This window comes from Zobellia uliginosa (genome assembly GCF_018860745.1).
Lineage (GTDB): Bacteria > Bacteroidota > Bacteroidia > Flavobacteriales > Flavobacteriaceae > Zobellia > Zobellia uliginosa_B.
In genome coordinates, this window is record NZ_JAHKPY010000012.1 from 698,938 (window position 1) to 711,327 (window position 12,390).

12 protein-coding genes are annotated in these 12,390 nt (G+C 36.9%); 7 read left to right on the forward strand and 5 right to left on the reverse strand.

The window, feature by feature from the left end; all coding sequences use genetic code 11:
- Positions 1-53: 53 nt before the first annotated feature.
- Positions 54-686, reverse strand: a complete 633-nt coding sequence (locus tag KO521_RS14415; RefSeq protein ID WP_215940585.1) for a 4'-phosphopantetheinyl transferase family protein — start codon at positions 684-686, stop codon at positions 54-56.
- Positions 687-769: 83 nt separating this feature from the next.
- Here KO521_RS14415 and ahcY point away from each other — a divergent pair, with 83 nt between their 5' ends.
- From ahcY to KO521_RS14430, 3 genes are all read left to right on the forward strand, one after another.
- On the forward strand, positions 770-2,086 hold the full coding sequence (gene ahcY, locus KO521_RS14420; protein WP_215940586.1) for an adenosylhomocysteinase: 1,317 nt from the start codon (positions 770-772) through the stop codon (positions 2,084-2,086).
- A 170-nt stretch (positions 2,087-2,256) separates the two neighbouring features.
- Entirely contained in the window at positions 2,257-3,705 is a 1,449-nt protein-coding gene (locus KO521_RS14425; protein WP_215940587.1) for an MBOAT family O-acyltransferase, read from the forward strand.
- Positions 3,706-3,716: 11 nt separating this feature from the next.
- Positions 3,717-4,712: a hypothetical protein gene (locus tag KO521_RS14430; protein WP_215940588.1), complete on the forward strand. Its 996-nt coding sequence runs from the start codon at positions 3,717-3,719 to the stop codon at positions 4,710-4,712.
- Between the two features lie 332 nt (positions 4,713-5,044).
- Here the strand turns inward: KO521_RS14430 and rpmA are convergent, their stop codons facing one another.
- From rpmA to KO521_RS14445, 3 genes are all read right to left on the reverse strand, one after another.
- Positions 5,045-5,305 (reverse strand): 50S ribosomal protein L27, encoded by a 261-nt coding sequence (gene rpmA, locus KO521_RS14435; protein ID WP_013992723.1) that lies wholly within the window; start codon positions 5,303-5,305, stop codon positions 5,045-5,047.
- A 78-nt stretch (positions 5,306-5,383) separates the two neighbouring features.
- Complete coding sequence (rplU, locus tag KO521_RS14440; protein ID WP_215940589.1) at positions 5,384-6,028, reverse strand: 50S ribosomal protein L21; 645 nt, start codon at positions 6,026-6,028, stop codon at positions 5,384-5,386.
- Between the two features lie 185 nt (positions 6,029-6,213).
- A complete protein-coding gene (locus KO521_RS14445) occupies positions 6,214-6,678 on the reverse strand; it encodes a DUF4199 domain-containing protein (protein WP_215940590.1) in 465 nt (154 codons plus the stop codon).
- Between the two features lie 167 nt (positions 6,679-6,845).
- Between KO521_RS14445 and KO521_RS14450 the strand changes: the two genes are divergently transcribed.
- Both KO521_RS14450 and KO521_RS14455 read left to right on the forward strand, forming a co-directional pair.
- Positions 6,846-8,168 (forward strand): M16 family metallopeptidase, encoded by a 1,323-nt coding sequence (locus KO521_RS14450; RefSeq protein WP_215940591.1) that lies wholly within the window; start codon positions 6,846-6,848, stop codon positions 8,166-8,168.
- A gap of 41 nt (positions 8,169-8,209) precedes the next feature.
- The gene (locus tag KO521_RS14455; RefSeq protein WP_215940592.1) at positions 8,210-10,279 is read left to right on the forward strand and encodes a M16 family metallopeptidase; all 2,070 of its coding nucleotides are present in this window, start codon (positions 8,210-8,212) and stop codon (positions 10,277-10,279) included.
- 89 nt (positions 10,280-10,368) lie between these two features.
- Here KO521_RS14455 and KO521_RS14460 read toward each other — a convergent pair whose 3' ends face one another.
- Positions 10,369-11,244: a DMT family transporter gene (locus tag KO521_RS14460; RefSeq protein WP_215940593.1), complete on the reverse strand. Its 876-nt coding sequence runs from the start codon at positions 11,242-11,244 to the stop codon at positions 10,369-10,371.
- A 186-nt stretch (positions 11,245-11,430) separates the two neighbouring features.
- Between KO521_RS14460 and KO521_RS14465 the strand changes: the two genes are divergently transcribed.
- Together KO521_RS14465 and KO521_RS14470 are read left to right on the forward strand one after the other, a co-directional pair.
- On the forward strand, positions 11,431-11,841 hold the full coding sequence (locus KO521_RS14465; protein ID WP_215940594.1) for a hypothetical protein: 411 nt from the start codon (positions 11,431-11,433) through the stop codon (positions 11,839-11,841).
- A 113-nt stretch (positions 11,842-11,954) separates the two neighbouring features.
- Complete coding sequence (locus KO521_RS14470) at positions 11,955-12,368, forward strand: hypothetical protein (RefSeq protein WP_215940595.1); 414 nt, start codon at positions 11,955-11,957, stop codon at positions 12,366-12,368.
- The last annotated feature ends 22 nt before the right edge of the window (positions 12,369-12,390 follow it).

Consider the following 12,390-nt stretch of genomic DNA (forward strand, 5'->3'; position numbering starts at 1 on the left):
TTAGTATTAAGTGATGTAAAATTGATGTTAAGCTTTGATTTGAATAATGGCTCTCAGCTTTTTAAAGCATAGACACAGGTAAAACCTTCAAACTCCATAAAACGTATTTGATATGCCGATAAATTTCCACGATATAAAATTTCGGCAGTGGTAGCCGCACTGTCAAAAGTAAAATCCTTAACGTTGATATGATGAATGAAACTCAAGCCTTGGGTGGCATAAATTTTATAAAGCGCCTCTTTACTACCCCAAACAATAGTTAGTTTTCTTATTAGTGCATCTGTATTGGCAATAGTACGGTATTCTTCAATGGGCGTAAACTTATGGGCTATCCGTAGAATTTTTTCCCTTTGCATTTCAATATCCACACCTACTTCACTTGTAGAACTAACGATAATGCCCGTAAAGTGATTGGAATGTGTTATACTTATTTTATTACCGTCTTTTAAATATGGTTTTCCAAACTCGTCATAATGCAAATCTGCATCAACATAACCGGCTTCCGCCATTAAATGTCTGATGCTCAAGAAACCCCTGCGATGCATCTCAGATTTCATACCATCCATTCGGTTTTGGCAGTGTTGGGTAAGATTTATCCCTTCTGAAAGTTCCTGTTCGGATTCAGTAACCTTCCAAATGTAAACCTTGGTGTTCTTATTTACCTTTACTATCTTATAAAGAGGCATATGGTTCTATACGTTTTTTCTTAACTTTGCAACCACAAATGGCTGTATAGCTAATATAACGAAAGTAAAAAATAAAAAAGAATATGGATACCAAAACTGTTTCTTATGTACCTTATAAGGTAAAAGATATTTCTTTGGCAGACTGGGGAAGAAAGGAAATTGAACTTGCAGAAGCCGAAATGCCAGGTCTTATGGCTCTAAGGGAAGAATACGGAAAAGAGCAGCCTTTAAAAGGTGCCCGAATTGCCGGTTGTCTTCACATGACCATTCAAACAGCGGTTCTTATTGAAACCTTGGTAGCCTTGGGCGCTGATGTTACGTGGAGCTCTTGTAATATATTCTCTACTCAAGACCATGCCGCTGCTGCTATTGCCGCCGCCGGTATACCCGTTTATGCATGGAAAGGTCTGACTGAAGAAGAATTTAACTGGTGTATTGAGCAAACTTTGTTTTTTGGTGAAGAACGCGAACCATTAAACATGATCTTGGATGATGGTGGTGATCTTACCAATATGGTTTTAGATGACTACCCGGAATTGGCCAGTGCCATTAAAGGTCTTTCTGAAGAAACTACTACCGGTGTTCACCGTTTATACGATCGTGTAAAAAAAGGCACTTTACCTATGCCTGCTATTAACGTGAACGATTCTGTTACAAAATCTAAATTCGATAATAAATATGGATGTCGCGAAAGTGCTGTTGACGCTATTAGGCGCGCTACTGACACTATGCTTGCCGGCAAAAAAGTTGTTGTTGCCGGTTACGGTGATGTTGGCAAAGGTACCGCTGCTTCTTTTAGAGGGGCAGGTTCTATAGTTACAGTTACCGAAATTGATCCCATATGTGCGCTTCAAGCCTGTATGGACGGTTTTGAAGTGAAAAAATTGGAATCTGTTGTTGGTACTGCTGATGTTGTTATCACTACCACTGGTAACAAAGACATCATTCGCCCAGAGCACTTTGAGGCCATGAAAGACAAGGTTATTGTTTGTAACATTGGGCATTTCGATAATGAAATCGATATGACTTGGTTGAACAAAAAGCACGGGGCTACAAAGGATACCATAAAACCTCAGGTAGACAAATATACTATTGATGGTAAAGATATTATTGTATTGGCAGAAGGTCGTTTAGTAAACTTAGGATGTGCTACAGGTCACCCCAGTTTTGTAATGAGTAATTCATTTACAAACCAAACCTTAGCACAGATAGAGCTTTGGAAAAACAGCGCTAATTATAAAAATGAAGTTTATATGCTTCCAAAGCATTTAGATGAGAAAGTAGCTGCTTTGCACCTATCTCGTTTAGGTGCTGAACTTACTGAACTTAAACAGGATCAAGCCGAATATATTGGTGTTACCGTAGAAGGTCCTTTTAAGCCGGAGTATTACAGGTATTAGACCTTCGACTGCGCTGAGTTCTAATTTAAATAAATGCGCTCAATCTTAATAGAAATAGATTAAAAACCCTTACAGGAATGTTAGGGTTTTTTGTTTTCAATTTTCAACTGAAAGAAAAAACTTTCATTATATTGCATAGATTATAGTATTCATTAAGCCCCCTCTTACATATGCTATTTAACTCTATTGATTTTGCTATTTTCCTACCAATTGTTTTTATCCTCTATTGGTACGTCATACACAATCACTTAAAGCTACAAAACTTGTTAATAGTTCTAGCAAGTTATGTGTTCTATGGCTGGTGGGATTGGAGATTCTTGACCCTAATAGTCTTCAGTACCATTATTGATTACACTATTGGAAAAAAACTTAAAATTACCACAGCTACTTCTAGGCGAAAATTACTATTATGGACAAGTGTTTTCGTGAATCTTGGGTTTTTAGGATTTTTTAAATATTATAATTTCTTCTTGGACAATTTTGTTTCAGCCTTTTCATTCTTTGGAAATGAAATACCTATAAACTCATTGAACATTATACTACCGGTGGGAATTAGCTTCTATACGTTCCAAACCATGAGCTACACCATAGACGTGTACAAAGGAAAATTGAAAGCCACGGAAGACTTTGTCGCGTTTTCAGCATTTGTTTCTTTTTTCCCGCAGCTGGTGGCCGGACCAATTGAAAGAGCCACCAACCTTCTTCCTCAATTCTACACGAAAAGAAACCTAAGTAAAAAGACTGTTTATGACGGTTTGGGACAGATTTTATGGGGGCTTTTTAAGAAAATTGTCATTGCCGATAATTGTGCCATATTTGTTAACGAAATTTTTGCAGACTACAACAGTTACCCTGGTAGCACATTACTTCTTGGTAGTATTCTTTTTGCTTTTCAGATATATGGAGATTTCTCCGGCTATTCGGATATTGCTATTGGAACTGCTAAGCTATTTGGTTTCAACCTGATGCAAAATTTTGCTTTTCCCTATTTCTCCAGGGATATTGCCGAATTTTGGAGACGTTGGCATATTTCCCTCTCAACTTGGTTTAGAGACTATCTTTATATTCCTTTGGGAGGAAGCAGGGGTTCTTTAGATAAGAAAATCAGAAATACATTTATCATTTTTGTTGTGAGCGGCTTTTGGCACGGCGCTAATTGGACGTTCATCATTTGGGGTGCACTGAACGCCATCTACTACTTACCATTATTATTATCTAAAAAAAATAAAGCTAATACGGATAGCGTAGCAGAAGGAAAGTGGTTCTTTTCAATAAAAGAGTTCTTTCAAATGCTGCTTACTTTTTGTTTAATAACCGTCTCATGGGTATTTTTCAGATCCGATACCGTTACCGACTCTTTAAATTACCTATCAATAATATTCTCGGAAACATTATTTTCTATGCCAACGGTTTTTCCAATAGACTTTTTGGCCATTCTAACCGTATTTATAATAGTAGAGTGGTTTTCGCGTATGAAAAAGCACCCATTTGAAATCAATGATGAGTTTTGGCACGCTAGATATTCACCATTAAGACTTATTTCCTTTTCCGCTTCCATATGGGCTATTATCCTCTGGGGAGCATTTGGAAATAAGGAATTCATATATTTCCAATTCTAAAAGATAGCCATATGAAAAAAATTACTTTTTTAATTTTTATCCTATCCTTTTTTGTTGTTGGAGAGCTCTTGATACGCTTAACCGAAGAATTTAGCATAATGGAAACGAACCGTATTCAAATGGTAGACGTGGCCCTTGACGATACGGAAGAATTAAGACTTCTGGAAAGAAACAAAATAGACTTAAGTGACTCATCTTTAAGAGTACTGGTGATTGGAGATTCCTATATGCACGGAGCCGGAATACCTAAAGACAAGAAAATTTCCAGTAGGCTAAGAGAATCCTTATTAAAGAACAACTCTAAATACAAGAACGTCTACGTTCTTGATGCTTCGGTTCCAAATTCAAACAATTTAGATAATAAAAACACCTATTTTAGATACAAAGAAGAATTTCAACCTCAAATCGTTATCTGGGGCTACCACTACAACGATATCAACGGGAATTTAGAGCAAACTAATGAAATGATTGCCGACAACACTAGCAAACAGAAAAGCCCCCAGAAAAAACCAGCTGGTAAAGAAAGTAAAATGAAAATTCGTCAAATTACAAATCTTCTTTACAATTCTGCTATGTTAAAATTTGTTATGCCAAAGATAAACAGCACTGCGCTAAGCATGGGCTACATTATACCTAAAAGCAGACTTGCAAATACTACAAAGCATTACGAGACGAACAACACCACCTGGAAAAAATCAAAAGAATACTTAGCGGAAACTCTAAACGACTCCAAAGATTCGGACATTCATTTTATTGTTTATCAATTTGCATATACTAATTTGATAGAATACCCTGAACTTTTTACAAATGCCAATGATGAAATAGAATCGTTCTTCACATCGTTCGATAATCTTACTTATATTTCTGGAACGGAGCAATTTAAAGGACAAAAGGCGGCTGATTATTTTATATATAAAGATGATGGACACCCGAATGAAAAAGCTCATTTCCTTATCAGTAAGAAGATAGAAAGTCATATATATAAATACTCTACTTCCCTGAACTAACCGTAGTAATACAGAGCGTTTAAATTACTTTAATTCGAGTTTTGCCAAATCATACAAGTAAAATTTTTTATCGTTCATAGCTACAAAAAGGGTATTTTTATAAGTACTGTTTAACAGAATTGTCACAATATCACCACCATCGTTTTCCAAAGTATTGCGGAGAGGTAACGTATAAATATAAATCTTAGTCCTCCTTTAATTACTATTGAACGGCTCGATTTAGATTGACAGAAAACAAGAACATACCCTTATTTATTCTAGTACAAATAGTAAACAAAAAAACCCTCTCCAAAAGCTTGGAAAGGGTTTTTATTCGATAAAAGAAATACTTCTTAAGCCTCGAACGGCTCTATGGAAACATAAGATTTTCCACCTGCTTTCTTTTCAAACTTTACTAGTCCGTCTACACGGGCATGCAATGTATGATCTTTACCGGCATACACATTCTCACCTGGATTGTGTCTTGTACCACGTTGTCTAACGATGATATTTCCGGCAATAGCGGCTTGGCCACCAAAAATCTTAACGCCTAAACGTTTCGATTCCGATTCCCTACCGTTTTTAGAACTACCTACACCTTTTTTGTGTGCCATGATATTAGGTTTTTAAAAGTGCTACCGTTAGAAAACTTAAGGTTGCACAATATTGATTATACTTTAAGGGGTTAGCAATTATGCCTTACCACCGTCTAATTCGTCTTGCCATTTCTTCAACTCATCCCACTTACCTTCAGCAGCTAATTTAGCTTGTGCAGGCCAAGTGTCAGTTACGTGGTTACCACGTACATCAGCAATGATTTCAGAAATCTTCGCAGCATCAGTTTTTGCCAGTTCAGCAAATGTAGATATACCTGCAGCGGTCAAAGTTTCGGCAATTTTTGGTCCGATACCTTCAACTTTTTTCAAATCATCTGCTTTTGCTGCTTTTTTAGGAGCGGCCTTTGGTGCTGCTTCTTTTTTAACAGGCTTCTCCTCTTTCTTAGGAGCAGCAGCTTTCTTACCACCTTTCGCAACGATACTCTCGATTACGATTTCGGTCAAAGCTTGACGGTGACCGTTCTTAACACGGTACCCTTTACGTCTTTTTTTCTTAAAAACGATTACTTTGTCACCTCTTAGGTGTTTAACGACTTTTGCCTCAACAGCGGCTCCGTCTATAGCCGGGGCGCCAACAGTTATGTTCGTTCCGTCAGCTAAAAGAAGTACGTTGTCAAAAGTTACCTTTTTACCTTCTTCAGTCTGTAAACGGTGAACATACACTTTTTGGTCTTTCGCAACTTTAAATTGCTGCCCTGCCATCTCTACGATTGCGTACATAATTGTGTATATATTAGTTTATTGTTTTCGCCCATTTTTTCAATAAGCGGATGCAAATATACGTCTAAATCGTTAACCCACAAGCGTTTTTTGTATAATTTACCCTCATTTTTTAGGTGTCACAAGCAAAAATTAAGCTGCAAATCTAATTTGCAGCTTTAACATCATTTTATTCCCTGTATTTGTTAGGGTTGATTCACCAGTTTTCTTTTAAGATTTCGGCTGGTTTTAAACAGTTGCATAAATGACAATGTAAGTACCAAAGATGTGGCAAACCCCATGATAGCAACAGTAAAAAAGACTATACCTTCAAAGCTTTTGTAGTCATTGAACCAAGCAGAGGACAGCTCTTGTAAAAAAGCACCGTTTATCTCCGTACTGTACAAAGCAAAAAATATAGTGAAAACCAATGTTGCTATAAAGCCAGTTACCAGCCCTGCGGTAAATCCTTTTCCATAGTCGAAACTATCTGGATTGGTAAGCTTAAAATACTTTATAGCTTCATAGATACCAAAGCCTGTTATGACACCATTAAATAAACTATAAAAAATGTTTGTGTGTAAGTTAAACAAGGACAATATCAAGAAATAGGCAATTAAGCAACCGCTAGTGGCGATTCCAAATCTAATAGGTTGTGCAAATTGTTTCATATTATAAGTTTTTGAAATTCAGATTTTTAAGTTACAAATTATTTTATTTCGATGCTACAAAAGCATGTTAATTGGAAGCGATAGAGTTAACTTTTCTTACAAAAGAGATATATTCGTGTAACAATTTTAAATGCTCAGCTACTAACTAGGCATCTAAACACTATATTATGAAAAACAAATTATTATCAGGAGGATTTCTTTTGATGGCAAGTCTTTGCATCCAGGCACAAGAAGTGACCTATGAGGAGTATGAACTAGACAATGGTCTTCATGTTATTCTACACCAAGACAATACCGCACCATTGGTTACCACATCTGTAATGTATCACGTAGGAGGTAAAGACCGTACTGAAGGAAGAACCGGTTTTGCCCACTTTTTTGAACATCTGCTCTTTGAGGGGACTAAAAATATAGAACGAGGAAAATGGTTTGAAATAGTTTCCTCCAATGGTGGAAAGAACAATGCAAACACCTCTCAAGACCGTACCTATTATTACGAAGTTTTTCCTTCCAATAATTTAAAATTAGGGCTCTGGTTAGAATCTGAGCGTATGTTGCACCCGGTCATTGACCAAAAGGGCATTGACACTCAGCAGGAAGTAGTAAAAGAAGAAAAAAGATTGCGTTACGACAATAGTCCATATGGCAAACTTATTAATGAAGTGGGGAAAAATCTTTTTAAAAAACACCCCTATAAAGACCCTAACATTGGCTATATGGCAGATTTGGATGCCGCTACTTTAGAAGACGTAATAGCCTACAACAAAAAATACTATTCCCCAAATAATGCTGTGCTTGTTGTAGCGGGTGATATTGACCTAGTAGATACTAAAAAAATGGTTATAGACTATTTCGGAGACATTCCTAAAGGAGAAGAAGTTACACGCAACTACCCCCAAGAAGACCCAATTATAAAAGAGGTGAGAGCTAAAGCTTATGACGCCAACATTCAGATTCCCGCTACTGTTATTTCATATAGAACTCCTGGTTTTAAAGAAAGGGATGCCTACGTACTAGATATGATTTCGACATACCTAAGTGATGGCCGCAGCTCTAAACTTTACAAAAAAATGGTGGATGACCAAAAACAAGCCCTGCAGGTAGGCGCTTTTAATGTTGGACAAGAAGATTATGGTATGTATTTGGTTTATGCCCTTCCTGTTGGAGAAACAGGTCTAGAGACATTGAATACCGAAATGGAAGAAGAAATTGCAAAAGTCAGGGACGGTCTTATTTCGGAAAAGGACCATCAGAAATTATTGAATAAGTTCGAGAATCAGTTCGTCAACTCCAATTCTAGTATTGAGGGTATTGCCAATTCTCTGGCAAGAAATTATTTGCTTTATGGTGATACTGAATTAATCAATAAGGAAATTGACATCTTTAGATCCATAACCCGAGAGGAAATTATGGAGGTTGCCAACAAATACCTAAGACCAGACCTGCGGGTGATTATTGAATACCTTCCTGCAGAGCAACAGGCTAACTAGTCAACAGTTATTTTATTTCCTAAAAACAAAATACACTACACATGAAAAATATATTTACTACTTTATTCTTTCTTGCTTTTGCATTAGTAGCACAGGCACAGATAGACCGTACACAAATGCCAGAACCTGGTCCGGCTCCGGAAATTAACCTAAAGGACCCTCAAACTTTTGAACTTAGAAACGGACTTAAAGTATTAGTGGTCGAAAACCATAAACTGCCGCGGGTTTCCATTCAATTGAGTATTGACAATCCACCAGTTCTAGAAGGAGCTAAGGCAGGTGTGTCAGCGTTAACCGGCAGCCTTTTGGGCAAAGGTTCTAAAAACATCAAAAAAGATGATTTTAACGAGGAGGTAGATTTTCTTGGAGCCCGTATCAATTTTGGTTCTCAGAGTGCTTTTGCAAGCTCACTATCAAAGTATTTCCCCAGAATATTGGAACTTATGGCAGACGCAGGTCTAAACCCAAACTTTACACAAGCCGAGTTCGATAAAGAAAAACAGAAAATACTTACCGGTTTAAAATCGGAAGAAAAAAGTGTCTCCGCTATTTCCGGACGAGTTGGATTGGCCTTGGCCTATAGCAAGAAGCACCCGTATGGTGAATTTATGACCGAAGAAACCGTAAATGCAGTTACCCTTACTGATGTCATTCAATTTTACGAGGATTATTTTGTTCCCGCCAATGCTTATTTAGTGATTGTTGGCGATATAAATTTTGATGATGTTAAGACTTTAGTAGAAGAACAATTCACACCATGGACAAAGGCTGTGCCACCTTCTTTCGGTTTTAGCAAACCTTCGGATGCACTGTATACACAAATCAATTTTGTAGATGTGCCCAATGCCGTTCAATCTGAAATTACGGTTGAAAATCTAGTAAGCCTTCAAAAGAAAGACCCCGACTATCTTTCTGCGCTTATAGCCAATGAAATCCTGGGCGGTGGTGGCGAAGGACGTCTGTTCCTAAATCTGCGTGAAGACAAAGCATACACTTACGGATCCTACTCCAGATTAGGTAATGATAAGTTTGGCCCTGCTCGCTTTAGAGCTACGGCTAGTGTTAGAAATGTAGTTACCGATAGTTCTGTTATAGAAATTTTAAAAGAAATCGAGCGCATTCGTACGGAACCAGTTACCAAAGAAGAGCTGGAAAATACAAAAGCAAAATATACCGGTCGGTTTGTTATGGCTTTGGAAGACCCCGCAACCATAGCAGATTACGCCCTAGATATAGAAACCGAGGGTTTACCGGAAGATTTTTATACTACATATTTAGAAAAAATAAATGCTATTACCATTGAAGATGTACAACAAGTAGCTCAAAAATACATGAAACCGGACAACCTACGTATTGTTGTAGCAGGTAAGGGCAGTGATGTTGTTGAAAATCTAGAAAACGTGACGTTTAAAGGTAAAAAATTACAGGTTAAGTACTTTGATAAATTTGCCAATGCTGTCGAAAAACAAGATTACTCCGCCAGCTTACCTGCAGATATAACCGCCAACACAGTATTGAACAATTATATTGAAGCCATTGGAGGAAAAGAAAAAGTAAAGGCCGTCACTTCTTACTCCCTCTTAGCGGAAGCCGAAATGCAAGGCATGAAATTAAACTTGGATGTAAAGAAGACAGCTAAAAGTCAGTTTATGCAGGATGTTAAAGTAGGCGGCAACTCTATGAGTAAGCAAGTTTTAAACGTAGATAAAGGCTATATGGTGATGCAAGGACAAAGGAAAGATATGGGTCCTGATGAAATAGCAAAGGTTAAGGACGAATCTGCCCCTTTTCCTGAATTGAACTACCTCAACTCTGATATTACCTTAGAAGGAATGGAAAGCGTTGATGGCAAAAAAGCATATAAACTTAAAATATCTGATGAAAAAACAGTTTTCTATGATGCGGAAAGTGGTTTAAAACTTCAAGAAGTAACATCGGCGGAAATGAACGGACAGACCATTACAAGTACCATAAATTATATGGACTACAAGGAGGTTTCCGGTATACAGTTTCCGTTTATCATAGCACAAACGGTAGGTCCTCAGAGTTTTGAATTTGTAGTTTCTGAGGTAAAAGTGAACGAAGGTGTTTCTGATACTGACTTCGAGTAGAAAATTTTCCTAGTGCAGTTGAAAAGTTGTCTAGAAATTTACAGAAACTTTTTTTTTACCTTTTTAACTGCACTTTTAAAAAATTTATGCTACTTCTTTTTCTTATTCACTAACCATACTCCAAAAAGAATTACCAAACCACCTAGCAACTGGTAACTATTTAATGCTTCCCCATCTAGAAGGGCCCAAAAAATAGCTACTAATGGAATTAGGTAAGTAACTGAAGCGGCAAAAACCGGGCTAGACAAATGTATTAGTTTATTAAAGAAAATATTGGCAATTGATGTGCCAATTATAGCCAGTGCCAATAGATACCATAAGGAGGTCTGCATATTTATGTTTCCCTGAACTTCGTTAAAAAAACCAGAATTAAAGACAAGAATTAAAGCGGGTAAAAAAGCTACAGCAAAACTAGCGGTTGTCACCGCCAACGGCCTTAAATGCGCCAAGTGTTTCTTTACGATATTAATATTCAAGGCATAACCTAAAGCGGAAAGAAGTATAAAAATTGCGTACCAATAATTCTGATCGGGATTAAAGTCCATTCCTGCTACAATCAACGCAATGGTACCAGCCAAGCCAATAAACACCCCTAAAATCTGTCTTTTGGTAATGATAGCGCCAAAAAGAAGGACTCCTACAATAGTGGTCAATAAGGGTACTACCGAATTAAAAATAGAAGTTACCCCACTATCAATCTGGGTTTGTGCCAATGCAAATAAAAATGGTGGAAAAAAGGAACTTAGCAAACCTGCCAACGTTACCCATTTCCAATCCTTAAGACTTAATTTTTGAACACTTTTGAAACCAAAGGCAAATAAAACAAGTGAGGCAAAAACAATCCGCAAACCACCTAATTGCATAGGGGTAAGACCAATTAAAGCTCTTTTTATCAAAATAAAGGATGATCCCCAAACCAATGACAATAAAATAAGATAAAGCCACTTTTTATTATAATCGTTCAAATTATTATTTTGGTTTAAGTTGGATTGGCTAAAACGAGAAGTAAAAGTGCGTATTTTTTTTAGAAATAAAACCAATTAACATCAAATTAATCCTTTAAAAACCAAAATCACCCTTCACATACTTAATTAGACTTCCATCAACTATTTTAACCGTCACGGGAGTATTATATTTGCAAAAAACAAACAATGAAAAAAATAATCATTCTAATCGCACTTGCTTTTTCAGCTATTACCATTTCGTGTAATTCAAAAAACGAGAGTACCCAGATGAAGACGGTCATGGCCGTTCATGATGAAGTAATGCCTGAAATGAGTAAGATGGGCAGACTAGTAGGGGAACTCAGTAGCAAAGAAGATAGTACGGAAATAGGTTTAAAATATAAAAAAGCCCGTAAAGATTTACAAGAAGCTCACAAATCCATGATGGATTGGATGCAAAATTTTGGTAGTCGCTTTACATCAGATGAAATTCTTAACGGCGCCGAACTATCTGATGAGAAACAAGTTTGGCTGAACGAAGAGGAAGAAAAAATTGAAGAAGTACGCGAGCAAATAAATGGAAGCATAAAAAAAGCCGAAGAATTATTAAAGAAATAATGTCAGGAACAAGCAGTATAGCGAAAAAACACAGCGTTAGCGGATAATTGAAACCATCTAAGGTGTTTACAACGTATTTTTGCAAAGCAAATTAGTTTAAAAGTTTTATTGCTATGAAAAATGTATTTTTAATTCTTGCTACAGTTATGGTTTTAGGAACCACTAGCGCCCAAGATACGATTACGGAACCAACAAAAATGGAGCAAGTAATGGAATCCCATGATGTAGTCATGGATAAAATGCCCTTGATTTCTAAACTTATAAACCAATTGCAGACTAAAGCTAATGCCTCTTATGATAAGAAAAAGTATGAGGATGCCATAGCAGACTTAAAAAACGCGAACAAATCTATGATGACTTGGATGGAAAATTTTGGTAAGCGTTTTGATGCGGATGAAATGCTGAAAGGCAAACAACTTACGCCTCAAAAGCAGGAATGGATACTTGAAGAAGAGGAAAATGTTAGCCTGTTGGATGAAGAAATAGAGCTAAGCATTGATCAAGCAAAGGCCGTTCTAGACTATTAGAATTTTATTTAAACTGGCCCAC